General features: G+C 67.5%; 17 protein-coding genes. 8 read left to right on the forward strand and 9 right to left on the reverse strand.

Annotated elements, in window-relative coordinates:
- The first annotated feature begins 27 nt into the window (after positions 1 to 27).
- Positions 28 to 1512, forward strand: coding sequence for a serine/threonine-protein kinase (locus MHN84_RS14880; RefSeq protein ID WP_241205302.1), 1485 nt, complete (start codon positions 28 to 30; stop codon positions 1510 to 1512).
- 46 nt (positions 1513 to 1558) lie between these two features.
- Entirely contained in the window at positions 1559 to 2896 is a 1338-nt protein-coding gene (locus MHN84_RS14885; RefSeq protein ID WP_241205303.1) for an MFS transporter, read from the forward strand.
- 4 nt (positions 2897 to 2900) lie between these two features.
- On the opposite strand, the gene MHN84_RS14890 is transcribed toward MHN84_RS14885, so the two are convergent.
- The 4 genes from MHN84_RS14890 to MHN84_RS14905 all read right to left on the reverse strand — a co-directional run bounded on the left by MHN84_RS14890 (position 2901) and on the right by MHN84_RS14905 (position 4828).
- Complete coding sequence (locus MHN84_RS14890) at positions 2901 to 3461, reverse strand: TenA family transcriptional regulator (protein ID WP_241205304.1); 561 nt, start codon at positions 3459 to 3461, stop codon at positions 2901 to 2903.
- 60 nt (positions 3462 to 3521) lie between these two features.
- Positions 3522 to 4013 (reverse strand): hypothetical protein, encoded by a 492-nt coding sequence (locus MHN84_RS14895; RefSeq protein WP_241205305.1) that lies wholly within the window; start codon positions 4011 to 4013, stop codon positions 3522 to 3524.
- Positions 4010 to 4582, reverse strand: coding sequence for a hypothetical protein (locus tag MHN84_RS14900; protein WP_241205306.1), 573 nt, complete (start codon positions 4580 to 4582; stop codon positions 4010 to 4012). The genes MHN84_RS14895 and MHN84_RS14900 overlap by 4 nt, the downstream gene beginning before the upstream one ends.
- 90 nt (positions 4583 to 4672) lie before the next feature.
- Positions 4673 to 4828 carry a DUF6131 family protein gene (locus MHN84_RS14905; protein ID WP_241205307.1) on the reverse strand — a complete coding sequence of 52 codons (156 nt, stop codon included), beginning with the start codon at positions 4826 to 4828 and terminating at the stop codon, positions 4673 to 4675.
- A gap of 101 nt (positions 4829 to 4929) precedes the next feature.
- Between MHN84_RS14905 and MHN84_RS14910 the strand changes: the two genes are divergently transcribed.
- Positions 4930 to 5586, forward strand: coding sequence for a response regulator transcription factor (locus tag MHN84_RS14910; RefSeq protein WP_241205308.1), 657 nt, complete (start codon positions 4930 to 4932; stop codon positions 5584 to 5586).
- Between the two features lie 3 nt (positions 5587 to 5589).
- On the opposite strand, the gene MHN84_RS14915 is transcribed toward MHN84_RS14910, so the two are convergent.
- From MHN84_RS14915 to MHN84_RS14930, 4 genes are all read right to left on the reverse strand, one after another.
- On the reverse strand, positions 5590 to 6759 hold the full coding sequence (locus tag MHN84_RS14915; RefSeq protein WP_241205309.1) for a N(5)-(carboxyethyl)ornithine synthase: 1170 nt from the start codon (positions 6757 to 6759) through the stop codon (positions 5590 to 5592).
- Between the two features lie 144 nt (positions 6760 to 6903).
- Positions 6904 to 7806 carry a MetQ/NlpA family ABC transporter substrate-binding protein gene (locus MHN84_RS14920; RefSeq protein WP_241205310.1) on the reverse strand — a complete coding sequence of 301 codons (903 nt, stop codon included), beginning with the start codon at positions 7804 to 7806 and terminating at the stop codon, positions 6904 to 6906.
- Positions 7803 to 8516: a methionine ABC transporter permease gene (locus MHN84_RS14925; RefSeq protein ID WP_241205311.1), complete on the reverse strand. Its 714-nt coding sequence runs from the start codon at positions 8514 to 8516 to the stop codon at positions 7803 to 7805. Before MHN84_RS14925 ends, MHN84_RS14920 begins: the two co-directional genes overlap by 4 nt.
- On the reverse strand, positions 8513 to 9508 hold the full coding sequence (locus MHN84_RS14930; RefSeq protein WP_241205312.1) for a methionine ABC transporter ATP-binding protein: 996 nt from the start codon (positions 9506 to 9508) through the stop codon (positions 8513 to 8515). The genes MHN84_RS14925 and MHN84_RS14930 overlap by 4 nt, the downstream gene beginning before the upstream one ends.
- Positions 9509 to 9624: 116 nt before the next feature.
- Here MHN84_RS14930 and MHN84_RS14935 point away from each other — a divergent pair, with 116 nt between their 5' ends.
- The 5 genes from MHN84_RS14935 (at position 9625) to MHN84_RS14955 (ending at position 14678) form a co-directional block, all read left to right on the forward strand.
- The gene (locus MHN84_RS14935; protein ID WP_241205313.1) at positions 9625 to 10533 is read left to right on the forward strand and encodes a MetQ/NlpA family ABC transporter substrate-binding protein; all 909 of its coding nucleotides are present in this window, start codon (positions 9625 to 9627) and stop codon (positions 10531 to 10533) included.
- Positions 10530 to 11864, forward strand: a complete 1335-nt coding sequence (locus MHN84_RS14940) for an LLM class flavin-dependent oxidoreductase (protein ID WP_241205314.1) — start codon at positions 10530 to 10532, stop codon at positions 11862 to 11864. Before MHN84_RS14935 ends, MHN84_RS14940 begins: the two co-directional genes overlap by 4 nt.
- A gap of 22 nt (positions 11865 to 11886) precedes the next feature.
- Positions 11887 to 13041, forward strand: a complete 1155-nt coding sequence (locus MHN84_RS14945) for a beta-lactamase family protein (protein WP_241205315.1) — start codon at positions 11887 to 11889, stop codon at positions 13039 to 13041.
- An 8-nt stretch (positions 13042 to 13049) separates the two neighbouring features.
- Positions 13050 to 13910, forward strand: a complete 861-nt coding sequence (locus MHN84_RS14950) for an oxygenase MpaB family protein (protein ID WP_241205316.1) — start codon at positions 13050 to 13052, stop codon at positions 13908 to 13910.
- Between the two features lie 444 nt (positions 13911 to 14354).
- A complete protein-coding gene (locus MHN84_RS14955; protein ID WP_241205317.1) occupies positions 14355 to 14678 on the forward strand; it encodes a hypothetical protein in 324 nt (107 codons plus the stop codon).
- A 460-nt stretch (positions 14679 to 15138) separates the two neighbouring features.
- On the opposite strand, the gene MHN84_RS14960 is transcribed toward MHN84_RS14955, so the two are convergent.
- Complete coding sequence (locus MHN84_RS14960; protein ID WP_241205318.1) at positions 15139 to 16146, reverse strand: zinc-binding dehydrogenase; 1008 nt, start codon at positions 16144 to 16146, stop codon at positions 15139 to 15141.
- Positions 16147 to 16151: the final 5 nt, after the last annotated feature.

Genomic DNA, 16151 nt, shown 5'->3' on the forward strand with positions numbered 1-16151 from the left:
TCAGGCTGCGAGGAAAGGACGCCAACAGTGAGCACCCCACGCGTCGGGACGCGGTTCGGGCCCTATGAGCTGCAATCGGTGATCGGCGTCGGGGGTATGGGCGAGGTGTACCGCGCCTACGACACGGCCCGGGAACGCATGGTGGCGATCAAGCTGCTGCGCCCGGAGATGGCCGCCGACCCGAGCTTCCAGGAGCGTTTCCGCCGCGAGTCACGGGTCGCGGCCCGGCTGCAGGAACCGCACGTCATCCCTGTGCACAACTTCGGGGAGATCGACGGTGTGCTCTACATCGACATGCGCCTCGTCGAGGGCGCCAGCCTCAAAGAGGTGCTGCGCACCCATGGCGCGCTGCAGCCGCGGCGCGCGGTCGCGATCATCCGTCAGGTCGCCGCGGCGCTCGATGACGCGCACGCCAACGGGCTGGTCCATCGCGACATCAAGCCGGAGAACGTGCTGCTGACGCCCGACGACTTCGCTTATCTGGTGGACTTCGGCATCGCCCACGGCGGCGGAGAGGCGACGGTCACCTCCACCGGGTTGGTCGTCGGATCGTGCGCCTACATGGCGCCGGAGAGGTTCAGCGGGGAGCGCGGCGGGCCGGCATCGGATGTGTACTCGTTGGCGTGTCTGCTCCACGAGACGCTGACGGGCCGGGCGCCCTTCGAGGCGGGCGATGTGCGGCAGGTGATGAGCGCACACATGTTCTCGGCGCCGCCGCGGCCCAGCATCATGCGGCGCGGGATCAGCCGGGCGTTCGACGACGTGGTGGCCCGCGGGATGGCGAAATCGCCGGGGGACCGGTACACCTCCGCGGGAGACCTCGCGCGGGCCGCAGGTGCGGCCGCCGAGCGCGCGCCGAGCGCCGCCCCGGTCGCCCCGGCCGCGCCGCCCCCGTCGACGCGGCAGTTCTCGGCGGCGTATGCGACTCCGCCGCCGTACGCGCCTGGACCGGCGCCCGCGGCACCGCGTCCGTCGCGGCGGTTCAGTCAGGGGCAGGTCGCGCTGATGGTCGCCACGATCGTGCTGCTCACCGCCGCGGTGGTGCTCGCTCTCGTCCTGGTGTTCAGTGGCGGCGGTACCGGGACCGCGCCGACCACGCGCCTCGCGCCGCCGGCATCGTCTGCGTCGTCTTCTGAAGAGACCACGACGTCGGAGGAACCGAGCACGACGACCTCGAGCAGTCAGCCGATCAGCGGGGTCTCCGGTACGGATTCGCAGGGATTCGTGGGGCATTCGGCCCGCTGTGACAGCGGCGACTCGGCGGCGGCAGCGATCCGAACGGCTCAGTCGTTGGCGGTGGTGTGCAAGGCCGGTGACAGCTACTACTACCGGGGTGAGCGGTTACGGGACGGCGCGAGCCTGGAGTTGCAGAACGCCCAGCGCTCGGGTGCGGGGTTCCGGGTCACCAACCCTGCCGACGGCATCCAGTACGCCGTGCAACCGGACGGGTTGACGCTGTCCAGCAGTCGCGGCGTCGATCGGGAGCCGGCAGTGGAATACGGTTCGGGCTGAGCGATCGGGCGTAAGGTACCGGCTACGCGAACAGGGGAGGGCGCCGATGACCACCACGACAGTGCCGCGCTCGAGCGGCGCCGCGACCCGGCGGGCGATCTGGAACACCATCCGGGGGTCGTCGGGAAACCTCGTCGAGTGGTACGACGTCTACGTCTACACCGTGTTCGCAACCTATTTCGAGGGCCAGTTCTTCGATGAATCCGAGAAGAACTCGACGGTATACGTGTACGCCATCTTCGCGATCACGTTCGTCATGCGGCCGGTGGGGTCGTGGTTCTTCGGCCGCTTCGCCGACAGGCGAGGACGACGGGCGGCACTGACGTTCAGTGTGTCGCTGATGGCGTTGTGCTCGTTGGTCATTGCGATCGTGCCGTCGCAGGCCGTGATCGGCAGTGCGGCGCCGATCATCTTGATCCTGTCCAGGCTGGTGCAGGGGTTCGCGACCGGCGGCGAGTACGGTACGTCGGCCACCTACATGTCGGAGGCGGCGACGCGAGAGCGGCGCGGGTTCTTCTCGTCGTTCCAGTACGTGACGCTGGTCGGCGGACACGTGCTCGCCCAGTTCACCCTCCTCGTCCTGCAGACCTTCCTCGACGATGATCAGCTCCGCGAATTCGGTTGGCGCATTGCATTTGCCATCGGTGGTCTGGCCGCGATCGTGGTGTTCTGGCTGCGGCGCACGATGGACGAGTCGCTGTCCGACGAGGTGATCGAGGCGGCGAAAGCCGGCAAGGATCCCGGTGCCGGCTCGATGCGCGCACTGTTCACCGAGTACTGGCGTCCCCTGCTGCTGTGCTTCCTGATCACCCTCGGCGGCACGGTCGCGTTCTACACCTACAGCGTCAACGCGCCCGCCATCGTGAAGACCGCCTACAAGGGCGAAGGCATGACGGCGACGTGGATCAACCTGGCCGGGCTCGTCTTCCTCATGCTGCTGCAACCGGTGGGCGGGATGATCAGCGATCGGATCGGCCGCAAGCCGATGCTGGTGTTCTTCGGAATCGGCGGGGTGATCTACACCTATGTGCTGATCACCTACCTGCCCGAGACGCGTTCTCCGTTGACGTCTTTCGCGCTGGTGGCCGCGGGGTACATCATCTTGACCGGTTACACCTCGATCAATGCGCTGGTGAAGTCAGAACTGTTCCCCGCGCACATTCGGGCCCTCGGTGTGGGCGTCGGTTATGCGCTGGCCAACTCGATGTTCGGGGGCACGGCGCCGCTCATCTACCAGGCGCTCAGGGAACGCGACCAGGTGCCGTTGTTCATCGGCTACGTCACGGTCTGTATCGCGATCTCGTTGATCGTGTACGTGTTCTTCCTGCGCAACAAGGCCGACACCTACCTCGACCGGGAGCGGGGATCGGCGTTTCGGGCGTGACCTGCTAGCGCTCCAATGCCATGTCCCAGAACGCGATCTCGTGGTCGAGGACCTCGCGGACGAGGTCGCCATGCGCGTCGGCGTCGGCCACACTCTCGAGTCCGCTGACGTAGTCGGCGAACTCCGGCACGGTCCAGTGCTGGACGAACTCGGCAAACGGGGAGTCGTCGGACTTCGCATGGGACCAGGCGAGCAGATAGACCCTCTCGATCACCCACAGCGCTGTCAGCGCGGCGGCCGCCGGCGCCGCGTCCAGGCGGAAGAGCAGATCCCGGTACGCCAGCGTCGCCGGTAGTGCGGGCTGCAGCATGTCGAGCCCGCGTTCACCCGCTTTGTCGTCGAACCAGTCCAACTCGGCGACCAGGGCCACGCATCCGCCGGCGAGCACCCCCTGCGCCGGGCGGGGAGCCCGCGCCAACAGCCGCGCCTGGAACGCCAGCAGATCGGTGACGAACAACGAATCCTGGACCAGCCAACGGTCGAACGCGTCGGCGTGGATGGTGCCGTCTCGCACCGCGTCGAGAAACGGATGCTGGGTGGCTGCGGTCCACAGCGAATCGTGCATGCGGGCAACAATAGTCATGCCGAAGGCGGCGGGCACGCAGCCCGCCGCCTCGGCGCTCGCTCAGACCGTCAGAAGCCTCTCGAAGAAGCTGCGGTAGCGCTTGAGCGCGACGCGCAGGTCCTCGGTCGAGGCCTGCTCACCGCGGCTCCACTGGTCTTCGAGCCGCGAGCGGGCCTGCCCGAAGCCGGTGGTCAGCTGTTGCACCAGATCGGCCACCAGACTGTCGGCCTTCTGCACGCAGTCCTTGGGATCGTCGACGAAGCTGGCCTGGACCGCGTCCCACCGGGCGCGCAGACCGGCGAGTTCGTCGTGCGCGAAAAGCCCGGCCTCGGGATCGGTTTCGCGCCCGTCGTGGTGCTCTTCTCCGTGATGCTGGTCGGGGTGGTGTTGTGCGCCCGCGACCTGGGGATCCATCGGCGCAGTGGGCGGGCCGGCGCCGTGGGTCGCGGTGACGTCGTCGCGCGTCGGGGCGACCTGGTCCTCCGGAATGTAGTTCGGATTCTCCGTCGCGAACTGCCGCGACTGGTCCGCGTGTTGATCGTGGGTGGTCATGCGCGCGCCTCCTTCGAGGTGTCGTTATCGGTGGTGTCGAGAAGTCGCTCGAACAGGGCGCGGTAGTGCACGAAGGCTTCCCGCTGGCGTTCGGTGTTGACCTCTCCGCGCTCCTGCGCGGTGTGCACGCTGTGTGCTGCCCGGTAGTTCTCGACGATGTGCGGGTGGTCGACGGAGATGTCGGCTGCACGGCGCTCGAAGTCGTCGACGGGGTAGCCGCGCTGGCGCATCACCTCGGTGACGAGCAGGTCGGCGGTACCGACGGCGCGAGCGGGATCGTCGACGAACTCCGTCTGGACCTGTGCCCATCGCACTTCGAAATCGTTGCGCGCCACGGGGGACAGCGCCACGATGTCGAGCTTGTCGCGCTTGCGGGCCCGGTTGGCGAGTTCTTTCTCCGCCGCTTTGGGGTCACCGGTGCGCTGCACGGTCCGGTCGTACTCCGGTCCGAAGTGGGCCTTGAGGTCTTCACTACTTGTGCGTCCGCTGCGGGAACGCACTGCCAGCGCCACCAGCACGATCACCACGATGATTGCTGCGGCAATCAAAATCCATTGCCAGGTAGGCATTTCGAACTCCTTTCGTGCACGTCGGGTAACCGTGGCGTGGTCTACGCAAACGTCAGTTTGTGACCGGCGCCACGCGGCCCAGGTCGGAGGTCAGAAGTAGTGACGCCGGCCGCCGACGGCGCGTCCGGTGGAGCCGAGGACCGCGAAAACGGCCCCGACGACGAGGAGGATGACCCCGATCGTGGTGAGGATGGAGATCTTCAGTAGCAGCCCTGCGATGACGGCGATGATGCCGAGAATGATCATGATCGATCCTTCCGTAGAGGGAGTTTCGGCCGTTCGACCACGTTCAGTCGACCACCCCCAAGGGTGTGGCGGTACACCCCTAAGGAGGTAATGTCGGCGCCGTGTCCGAGCCCATCACCGTGGCGTTGATCGACGACTATGACGTCGTCGTCCAGGGTGTGGCCAACATGCTCGAGCCCTACCGGGATCGCGTCGTGGTTGCGGAGCTCGATGCGAGCACGCCGCTGAAGGACACGGTCGACATCGCGCTCTATGACAGCTTCGCCCAACCGGAGTCCGACCACGAGGAGATCGGCGTCCTGGTTGCCAACCCGTGTGCGCGTCGAGTTGTGGTGTACACGTGGAACTTTCACCCTGACTTGATATCCAGTGCGCGGGAGCGCGGCGCGCACGGCTATCTGTCGAAGACCCTGCCGGCGCGCGAGCTGGTGGCCGCGCTGGAGGCGGTGCACCGCGGCGAGACGGTGATCAGCGAGTCGCCGCCACGCAGCCGGCCCGCGCCGGGCAACGACTGGCCCGGCCGCGGCGAGGGCCTCAGCGACCGGGAGGCCGAGATCCTGGCCCTGATCACGCAGGGCAAGAGCAACGCCGACGTCGCGCGGTTGACGTACCTGAGCCCGAACACGGTGAAGTCCTACATCCGCTCGCTGTACCGCAAGCTCGACGTCGAGAGCCGAACGCAGGCGGTGCTGTGGGGGACCCGGCACGGCTTCCTGCCGGATCACCACCGCATCGAGCACTGGAAGGGGGGTCCGTAGGACCTAACTCTTTCGCGCGTGCGGGTAGGTGTCGGCGCGGTGCTGAAACGACAGGATCTCGTCGTTGAGCACGACCCCGTCGCGCATCTCGACGGCGCGCTCAATGGTGGCGCTGCCCTCCCACTCCGCCGGCCCGCCCAGGACCGTCTCCAGATGCGGCAGCAGCGCCTCGCTGATCTCCCAAGTCGCGGAGTTGAACAGGTAGGACGGACTGTGGTCGACCGCGTAGTAGTGAATGCCGTTGTCCAACAGCCGAAGCGGATCGGCGAACGACGTGGGCTGCGCCCAGCTGAAACCCATGCCGGCGTCGCAGGACACGTCGACGATCAGGCTTCCGGGCGTGAAGTCGGCCAGGTCGTCGTCGGTGGCGAAGATCAACGGGCTCGTGGGGTTCTGCAGCACGCAGTTGACGGCGATGTCGTGGTCGGCGAGCAGTCTCGCGACGGGGATGACACCGTCATCGCCGGTGTCGACCCACGTCGCCTCCGGCGGGGCGTCGTCGTCGTGTCCCATCTGCAGGATCTCGGTGGACGGGATCGGTGCGGCGACGGCCGCGACATCCCGGTTGGTCAGCACGCGGACCTCGTCGACACCGTGGGCGTTCAACGCGGTGACGGCGCCGCGGGCGGTCGCGCCGAAGCCGATGACTGCCGCACTGAGACGCCGGCCGTAGTTCCCGGTGACACCGATCAGGGACAGCGCGTGCAGGACCGAGCAGTACCCCGCGAGTTCGTTGTTCTTGTGGAAGACGTGCAGGGCGAAGCTGCCGTCGGCGTTCCAGTGGTTCATCGACTCGAACGCGATCATCGTCAGCCGTCGGTCGATGGCGGCCTGCGTCACGTCAGGGTTCTGGACCAGATGCGGCCAGCCCCAGACTATCTGCCGCTCCCGGAACTCAGCCAGGTCCTGTGCTTCGACCTTGGGCAGCAGGATGACGTCGCAGTCGGCGATCAACTGCTCCCGTGTGCGGAGTCCGCCGACCACATCGGCGAGGGATTCGTCGGTGGCGCCCAAATGGGACCCGTAACCGTGTTCGACGAAGATCCGGCTGCGGATCGACGGGTCGATGCGGGCGAAGTGATCGGGGTGGATGGGCAGCCGGCGTTCGTCCGGCTTGCGCGAGGTGGCGAGAACCCCCAGCGTCAGTGCGGGGGCGTCGGTGTTCGCGCTCACTCGGCTGCCTTCTGGGGCCGGGCGCCGTCGGCGCGCAGAGCAAGCAGCCGGGATGTGGCGACGGAAAACATGGTGATCTCAGATCTGCTCGAAGGGAGATCAGTACACGCCGCATTCGATGAGCTGTCAAACAGATCCCGGGCGCTACAGCGGCAGGAGGATGCCCTTCACGCTGGGATCGGTGGCCAGGAACTGCTGCACCGCGGGGTCCTTGAACGTCGCGACCAGCTTCTTGATGTTGTCGGTGTCCGCCCAGCGGCTGCCGATGGTCAGCTGTCCGGCAAACTCGTCGGGTGCCGGCGGCGCGAAGATCTGCTGTTGCACCGGCACTTTGGCGGCCAGGTAGTACTCGGTGTAGCCCACCGCGGCGTCCAGGTCGGGCAGTGAGCGGGACTGCGCGGCGAAGTCGAGTAGCGTGAACCTCAGGTTCTTCGGGTTGGCGACGATGTCCTTCTGCGTCGCGGTCCACTTGTCGACGGCCGGGTTGAGGGTGATCAGGCCGGCCCGTTCGAGCAGCCACAGTCCTTGCGCCTCGTTGGCGGGGTCGGAGTACAGCGAGACGTTGGCCCCGTTCGGGAGCTGGTTTACGTCGGTGTACTTGTCCGACCAGATGCCGAATCCCCAGCGGAACACCGGTGTGGCCGCCTGCTCCTGGAAGTCGGGGTTGGCTTCGAGCACCTGGCCCAGCCATAGCTTGTGCTGGTAGACGGTGCCGGCCACTTCGCCGTCGCTGACGGCGCGGTTGATGGTGTTGCTGTCGGCCAGCCCGCGGAACGCCACTTTGATGTCGTGCTTCGGTGCGACCTCGCGGCTGATGTACTCGATGAGCGCTTGCTCGGCCGCGTTGCCCTCGTTGGTGGCGACGACCAGGGTTGCTCCCGGGATTTCGTTGGCGGACTTGGTGTCTCCGAAGAAGAAGAACCGGCCCGCGACCACGGCGACGATCACGACCACCAGCCCGGCGGCAAGCCATATCCAGCGGGGACGTTTCTTGAGGTCGAACCCGTGGTCGTCGGGACCGGCGACCTGGCTCTCGGTGGTGGTCATGCGGTGACGGTTCCTTTCACACGGGCGTGGGGGGTGGTGAAGCGGACCGCGGCGTCGCCGATCAGCTGGACGGCGGCGACGGTCGCGACGAGGATGACGATGGTGGCCAGCATGACGCCCTGGTCGAAACGCTGATAGCCGTAGGTGACTGCGACGTAACCGATTCCGCCCGCACCGATGGTGCCGGCGATCGCGGAGTATTCGATCATCGCGATGATGTTGATGGTCAGCCCGCCGAGGATCGACGGGACGGCCTCGTTGAGTTGGGCGGTGCGGATGATCTGCAGCCGCGAGCCGCCCGATGCACGGGCGACCCTGACCACTGACGGCGGCACCGATCGCAGCGAGTTCTCGACGATGCGGGTGAAGAACGCGATGCCGGCCAGTGACATCGGCACCACGGCCGCCGCGATGCCGATGTTCGTACCGGTGATGAACCGGGTGAACGGCATGATCGCGGCCATCAGGATCAGGAAGGGCAGCGAGCGGCCGATGCTGATGATCCAGCTCAACACCGTGTGCAGCGTGGGGTTCTCGAACAGGCCGCCGGGCGCGAGGTTGTGGATCAGCGCACCGAGCGGCACCCCGACCAGGACGACGATCGTCATCACGATGCCGACCATGATCAGCGTGTCGATGAGTGCGGGGAACAGCAGACCCGGCAGCTCATTGACGGGGACCTTGGCGTTGGCCAGCAGGGTCTGCGTCACGCCGCGCCTCGCAGCGGCGCGTCACCGGTGGCGAGCCCGTAGCGGGTCAGCACGTCGGCGGCCCGGCTGGACAGCTCGACGGGAATGCCGAGGGTGGCCGAGCCGACGGTGACACCGTGGACCTGCTGTACCGAGGCGCCGAGGACCGCAATGGGCGCGCCGAGGTCGGCGCTGGCGCGGGCGATCCAGTCGCTGGGCACGCTCGGCGAGTCGTACACCACCTGCAACACCCGCTGGCCGACAGCGGCATCGCTGGACACCCCTTGCGGCCGGAGCTCGGCGCCCAGGGACGACTCCGGATCGGTGAGAAGGTCGACCAGGCGGCCGGATTCGACGATGCTGCCGTGATCGAGCCGCGCCGCCGAATCGGCGATCTTCAGCACGGTGTCCATCTCGTGGGTGATGAACACGATCGACAGGTTCAGATCGTCACGCAGCTCGCGCAGCAGGTCGACGACCGACGCGGTGGTGGTCGGGTCCAGGCCTGCGGTCGCCTCGTCGGAGAGCAACACCGAGGGCCGTAACGCCAACGCGCGGGCGATGCCGACGCGCTGCTTCTGCCCGCCGGAGAGCTGGAACGGGTAGTGGTTCGCCCGGTTGGACAACCCGACCCGGTCGAGCAGCTCGGCCACCCGCTTCTTCGACTCCGCCGCGGTGACCCCGAGGTACTCCAGCGGCAAGGCGACATTCCCTGCGGCAGAGCGCCGTTCGAACAGGCCTGCGGACTGGAACACGGTGCCGATGCGCCGCCGTGCGACGCGCAGCTTCTGGGCAGACAGCGTGGTGAGGTCTTCGCCGTTGACGACGACCGAGCCCGACGTCGGGAGGGTGAGCAGATTGATGCACTCGGCCAACGTGCTCTTGCCGGCCCCACTGGGGCCGACGACGGCCAGGATCTCCCCGGCGTCCACGCGGAACGTGATGCGGTCGAGCACCACGGTTCGGTGTTCGCCACTGCCGTAGACCTTGGTCAGCTCGGTCAACTCGATCATGGGGGCGAACTGTGTCAAAGCACGATGATGCGGGACACCTTTGCGCTCAGGGTGAGTGGATCGCCGTGATCGCAACCCTGTGCACGGTGCCGATCATGCCGCACAGTACTGGACGCATGAGCATCGATGAGTCGGTTGCGGCGCAGCCACACGGTTTCACCATCAAGAAGCGGCGCCGCTGGCCCTACCTGGTGGCGGCGGTCGTCGTCATCATCAGCGCGGCAGTATTTTTCGTCGTCCAGCGTTCCGGCGGCACGACGTCGGCGAACGAGACGGCAGGCGCGACGCTCGACGTCGTGTATCTGGATTCCAACCCCGCGGAGAAGGCGATCATCGAATACATCGCCGCGAACATCGCGCCCGACTACGACGTCAAGGTCGGTGCGGTCGGGCTCGGCGACAGTACCCAGATCAACCAGGCGATCAGCGACGGACGCTACGCCGGCACCATCTTCCAGCACCGGCATTGGCTGCAGCAGGTGCTCGATGCGAACCCGAGCTTCAAGGAACAGGCCGCGACCGGGCCGTTTTTCCACCGGGTGTTCGGCATCTGGTCGGACAAATACCGCACACCGCAGGATCTTCCGGACGGCGCCACGGTGTCGCTGCTGGCCGATCCGGCCAACAACGCCCAGGGCATCTGGTACCTGGCCCAGGCCGGGCTCGTCACAGTGCGTCCTGATGCCGACATCACCGCGTTGACCACCAAGGACATCGTGGCCAACCCGAAGAACCTGAAGTTCACGCTGCTGGACTTCGGGGCGCAACCGCGGGCGCTGCCCGATCTGGATGCGATCGTCGGCTATGCGGAGTCGTTCCTTGCCGCGGGGGTCAGTGAGGACAAGTTGATCTACGCGCCGAAGTCACCGGACGAATTCGCCTCGGTGCTCACGGTGGGCAGCGACTACGTCGACACGGAGAACGTGAAGAACCTGATCAAGGCCTTCAAGGATCCTCGGGTGCAGCAGTTCATCGCCACCGATCCCGAGGTGAAGAAGCTCGCGCTGCCCGGTGATCCGGCGTGACGCGAAGGGAACTCCACCTGGGCGTGAATGTCCTGTCCGACGGAATGCATCCGGCGGCGTGGCAGTTTCCGGGCGCGGACCCGCACTGGTTCACCGACCTGTCCTACTGGATCGAGGTCGCCCGGATCGCCGAACGCGGCACGCTCGACGCGCTGTTCTTGGCCGACAGCCCGTCGCTGTTCCAGAAGCCCGACGAGCCACTGGTGGCGCCGCCGCTGGCGCTGGACCCGATCGTGCTGCTGTCGGCGCTGGCATCGGCGACGACGCATCTCGGGCTGATCGGCACGGTGTCGACGTCCTTCGAGGAGCCGTACAACCTGGCGCGCCGCTTCGCATCGCTGGATCACCTCAGCCGCGGCCGGGTCGCGTGGAACGTGGTGACCAGCAGCGACGCGTACGCGTGGAACAACTTCGGGGGGAGCGGCCAACCGGACAGAGCTCAGCGGTACCGACAGGCCGCCGAGTTCATCGATGTGGTTCGCGCGCTGTGGGATTCGTGGGATGACGACGCCGTGCTGGCCGACAAGAAGACGGGTGCGTTCAGCCGACCCGGTGCGATCCACACCATCGACCACCGCGGCGAGTTCTTCTCCGTCGACGGGCCGCTGACATTGCCACGGTCCCCGCAGGGACATCCGGTGCTCTTCCAGGCCGGTGGCTCACCGGGCGGGTTGGATCTGGCGGCCCGCTATGCCGACGGGGTGTTCGCCGCGCAGGCGTCGCTGCCCGACGCGCTGCGCAATGCCAACGAGATCCGTTTGCGGACAGCCGCATACGGTCGGCCGCGCGATGCGGTGCGGATCATGCCGGGGTTGTCGTTCGTGCTGGGCAGCACCGAGGCGGAGGCGCGGCGGCGCAACGACGAGCTCAACGAGCTCGCGGGTGAGCGGCGGCTGGCCCACCTCGCCGGCCAGTTGTCGGTCGACCCGGCGGAACTGCACTGGGATCAGCCACTGCCACAGTGGTTGCTCGACGGTGCAGTGACCGATTCGGGATCGCAGGGCGCCCGAGACATCGTCGTCAACCTGGCGCGGCGGGAATCGCTGACGGTGCGTGAGTTGCTGGACCGGGTGATCACCTGGCACCGTCTCGTGGTCGGTGGGCCGGAACAGATCGCGGACGCGATCGAGGAGTGGTTCGTCGCGGGTGCGGTCGACGGGTTCAACCTGATGCCGGATGTGTTCCCGTCCGGGCTGGAGTTGTTCGTCGACTACGTGGTGCCGATCCTGCGGGAGCGGGGCTTGTTCCGGCGTGAGTACACGTCGACGACGCTGCGGGGTCACCTGGGGCTGGCGCGGGTGCCGGATCGGAACCTCGCCCGCGCGGTGTAGCGTCCGTGCCATCATGGCGGCCATGGGATTCGAGAAGATCGACGAGATTCTTGACGGAGTGACGGCGAGCGGTTCGCTGCACGGTGTCGCCGCGACCGTGGTCGGCCGTGACGGCGTCCTCTACGAGCACGCCGCCGGAGATGCCAAGCCCGACACGATGTTTCGCAATGCATCAATGACCAAGGCTGTCGCCACCACCGGCGCACTGCAGCTCGTCGAGCAGGGTCGGCTGGCCCTGGATGCCACGGTCGCGTCGATCCTGCCCGAGTTCGGTGAGCTGCAGGTGCTGGATGGCTTCGACGGCGGGGAGCCGGTGCTGAGGGCGCCCAAAACGCAGGCGACCATCCGGCAGTTGATGACGCACACCGCCGGCTGCGGTTACCACTTCACCAACCAGAAGCTCTTCACCTATTGCACGGAGCACGGCTTCCCCAACGCCCTCGACGGCGTCAAGCGCAGCCTCAGCGCACCGCTGATCAACGATCCGGGAACCGTCTGGGAGTACGGCGTCAACACCGACTGGCTGGGGCTGGTCATCGAGGCTGTCAGCGGTCAGTCGCTGAGCGCCTACCTGACCGAGCACGTCTACGGTCCGCTCGGGATGACGGAGACGACGTTCGACCCGACCGATGAGCAACGTGCGCGGCTGCTGCCGATCCGGTTTCGCGCGCCGGACGGGAACCTGGTCGAGACGGACCTCGATCTGCCGGCAGCGCCGGAGTGGGATGCCGGCGGCCATGGCTCGTACGGGACGATCGCCGACTACGGGCGGTTCGTGCGGGCCTGGCTGAACGGCGGTGAACTCGACGGCACGCGCATCCTCGCCGAGGAGACCGTCGAGCTCGCGCTGCGCGATCACCTCGACGGGGCGCCGCTGCCGAAAGAGTCGATATCGACCGTGCCGGAGCTCAGCAACACGGTCGCGCTGCTGGATGTGCCGCAGGGCTGGGGCCTTGGATTCCACCTGTACCTGACCGATCTGCCGGGCATGCGCAGGGCCGGGTCGGCCGACTGGTCGGGCCTGTTCAACAGCTTCTACTGGATCGACCGCAGGGCCGGCGTCGCCGCGGTCATCGCGACGCAGGTGCTGCCGTTCTTCGACGACGCGATGGTCAAGACGATCCTCGGGTTCGAGGCCGCGGTGTACGCAGAACTCGGCGCTGCCGCCACCCCGTAGCCTGGGGTATGGCTTTAGACGCCCTGGGGGTTGTCCGCACGCGGATGGGGAGCGCGCTGTTCGGGATGGTGGCCGGCCCGGAAGGGCCCGAGAACCGCGCCCGCATCCACGAGACGCCCGGCCCTCGCTGGTTCGCCGAGGACCGTCCAATCCGGCAGGTGCATGCCGACGCGTCGATGTTCGTCGGCGGGCTGCGGGCGCTGCTGCTGCAATCGCTGCACCCGCTGGCGATGGCCGGGGTGGCCGAGCACTCCGACTACCGCGGCGACCCGTGGGGCCGGCTGGCGCGGACGAGCACCTTTCTCGCGGTGACGACGTTCGGACCGGCCGACGATGCGCAGCGCGCGGTCGATAAGGTGCGCGGCATCCACCGGCGGGTGCGTGGGGTCGCGCCGGACGGGCGGGCCTACGAGGCGGGGGATCCGCACCTGCTGGAGTGGGTGCACATCGCCGAGGTCGACAGCTTCCTGCGCGCACACCAGCTGTACGGATCGGCCCCGCTGGATCAGGCGGGCCGTGACGGGTACGTCGCCGACACCGCGGAGGTGGCCGCGAAGTTGGGTGTCATCGATCCGCCGCGTACGGAAGCCGAAGTGGCCGAGAGACTTTCCTCGTACCGGTCGGAGCTGGCCGGGACCGCCGCCGCCCGCGATGCGGCCCGGTTCCTGCTGCTGACCCCGCCGCTGCCCATCCTGGCGCGCGCACCGTATGCCGCGCTCGCCGCGGCAGCGGTGTCGATGCTGCCGCGGTGGGCGCGCGGACCGCTGTGGCTGCCGTACTTCCCGCCCGCGGAGGCGACGGTGGTGCGCTCGGCCGGGCATGTGCTCGTCGGCGGTATTCGGTGGGCGATGTCCGCCAACGCGGGGTGAGCGGTTCTTACAACCTCTTGATCTGCAGCTATTGCGTCAATACGTCCGATATCGGACTATATATGCATGCCTGAAATGACGGCGGCCGACGCCGCCGAACACCTGCAGGTGTCCCAACGGCAGGTGCGACGCTTGGCCGACGACGGCGTTCTCATCATCAGCCGCGTGGTCGGGCGCTCACTGCTCCTCGACGCTGCGTCGGTGCACCGACTCGCGGGGCGCGTCCGTCACAACGGGAGACCGTGGACCCCGGCGACGGCATGGGCCGCACTTACGCTCTTGTCCGGCGGGAGGGCGCCGTGGATGGATTCCGCGGCCCTGTCCCGTTTGCGCCACCGCCTACGCGCCGCGCGTGCACCCGAGGTGGCGTGGTTGGCTCGCGGGCGTGCCCGTGTGCACCAGATGCGGGGCTGGGGTCGGGTCGGTGGTCTCGTCCCGACCGGCGTGAGTGCGCTGCGCGATCCGGAGGTGGCTGCACGGTTTGGCTTGTCGCCCGTGGAGCGAGGAACCGACGGTTACGTTGCGGCACGTGACTTCCCTGACACCGTAAACAAACTCGGACTCATCGAAGACCTCGAAGGCGACATCACAGTGCGCGTCATTCCGGACGATGCCGGTTGCACCGTTGATCGGCCGCTCATGGCAGCTATCGCCGTGGATCTGTCCGAGTCTCTTGACACTCGTGAAGCGTCCGCCGGGGAGCGGGTACTCGGCGAACTGCTCGACGCATTCCGCGCCGGCAATACCCACGTCGAAGACGTTCCGTGAGCCAAGCTGGGGCCGGCGAGCGCCCCGTGTGGAAGATTGACGCCCCTCCGGGAGGTTGGCCCCCACCGTGGCCACAACTCTTTGAGATCGCCCGAACCATCCCGCCTACCCAATGGACGTGGTCGGCGGGCTGATGGTGCAACTCCATGCCGCGAGGGCTGGATTGGCGCTAACCCGGCCAACGGTCGACGTCGACATTATCTTGCATATCCAGACAGGGGCGGTCACCTTCAACAGTGTCCGCGATGACCTGGAAGGGCTTGGGTACACGCTCGCGGAACCGATGGGTGACGGGCCGATCCACCGATACGTTCGGGGGCGGACCAGCACAGAGACAATCGACGTGATGGTGCCGGACCGCCTGCCGGAGGGAAAGCGGCCAAAAGCTCTGCGGCGACTCGTGTTCGCAGTCCCTGGCGGCACCTCGGCTTTCATGAAAACGGTTATCTGCGAGGTAGACTCAGCCCGATACGGTGACCACGACCTTGCCGCCGCAGCGTTGCGCCGCTGAGGTGAACGCCTCGGCGGCTTCGGCCAGCGGCCGTCGCTGACTGACGATCGCATCGAGATCGATTCCACCCGTGGCCAATTCGATCGCCCGCGGATAGGTGTCGTTCATCCGCCGCACCATCGCGAACGTCAGGCCTTTGCGCCGGGCCGCGGCCGCCGGGAACGACGACGTAGCCTCCGACGGGATGCCGCCGAGCGCGATGCGCGCCCCCGGTCGGCACGCCCCGACGGCGGTCGCGATCGCGGCATCCGTGCCGGCCATCTCGATCACCGCGTCCACACCCCTGCCCTCGGTGGCGTCCAAGATCTCGTCGACGGCGTTCTCGGGTGCGAACGCGGCATCGACACCGGCTCGCAGCGCTGTCGCGCGGCGATGGGCGAGCGGCTCGACCAGGAATACGCGCCGGGCTCCGGTTCGCCGCACCACCTGCGCGGTGAGCACGCCGATCGGGCCACCACCGACCACGAGGACGTCCATGCCGGCCCGGACGTGCCCGACACCGACCGCATGAACGGCGACACCAAGCGGTTCGAGCAGTGCGCCGGCATCGTCGCTGAGATCGTCAGGCAACGGATGCAACAGGTGATCTGGCCACACCAGGTGTTCCCGCAGCGCCCCGTCGAGCGTGCCGTGCCCGGCGAATTCCACTGTGGGGCAGAGGTTGTGGAAGCCGGCGCGGCACATCTCGCAGTTCTGGCAGGGGATCGCGGGGTCGACGGCGACTCGGCGGCCGGTCAGCGGGCCGGTGAGCGCGACGGCGGCGAACTCATGGCCGGGGACGACGGGCCGCTCGATGCGGTTCTCCCCGATACCGCCGTCGGTGAACCAGTGCAGATCGGAACCGCAGATGCCGACCGAGGTGACCGCGAGCAGCGACCAGCCCTTCGGCGGTTCGTCAGGGTCGAGTTCGCGGTACACACGCAGATCACCGACGCCGTGCAGACGGGCGGCGAGCATCACCG

Origin of the sequence: Mycobacterium sp. PSTR-4-N, assembly GCF_022348085.1 — a bacterium.
GTDB lineage: Bacteria > Actinomycetota > Actinomycetes > Mycobacteriales > Mycobacteriaceae > Mycobacterium.

Coding starts and splice junctions, on each gene's coding strand:
- MHN84_RS14885 (WP_241205303.1), top strand. CDS start 1,559: ATGACCACCACGACAGTGCCGCGCTCGAGCGGCGCCGCGACCCGGCGG.
- MHN84_RS14890 (WP_241205304.1), bottom strand. CDS start 3,461: ATGCACGATTCGCTGTGGACCGCAGCCACCCAGCATCCGTTTCTCGAC.
- MHN84_RS14895 (WP_241205305.1), bottom strand. CDS start 4,013: ATGACCACCCACGATCAACACGCGGACCAGTCGCGGCAGTTCGCGACG.
- MHN84_RS14900 (WP_241205306.1), bottom strand. CDS start 4,582: ATGCCTACCTGGCAATGGATTTTGATTGCCGCAGCAATCATCGTGGTG.
- MHN84_RS14905 (WP_241205307.1), bottom strand. CDS start 4,828: ATGATCATTCTCGGCATCATCGCCGTCATCGCAGGGCTGCTACTGAAG.
- MHN84_RS14920 (WP_241205310.1), bottom strand. CDS start 7,806: ATGACCACCACCGAGAGCCAGGTCGCCGGTCCCGACGACCACGGGTTC.
- MHN84_RS14930 (WP_241205312.1), bottom strand. CDS start 9,508: ATGATCGAGTTGACCGAGCTGACCAAGGTCTACGGCAGTGGCGAACAC.
- MHN84_RS14935 (WP_241205313.1), top strand. CDS start 9,625: ATGAGCATCGATGAGTCGGTTGCGGCGCAGCCACACGGTTTCACCATC.
- MHN84_RS14945 (WP_241205315.1), top strand. CDS start 11,887: ATGGGATTCGAGAAGATCGACGAGATTCTTGACGGAGTGACGGCGAGC.
- MHN84_RS14950 (WP_241205316.1), top strand. CDS start 13,050: ATGGCTTTAGACGCCCTGGGGGTTGTCCGCACGCGGATGGGGAGCGCG.
- MHN84_RS14960 (WP_241205318.1), bottom strand. CDS start 16,146: ATGCTCGCCGCCCGTCTGCACGGCGTCGGTGATCTGCGTGTGTACCGC.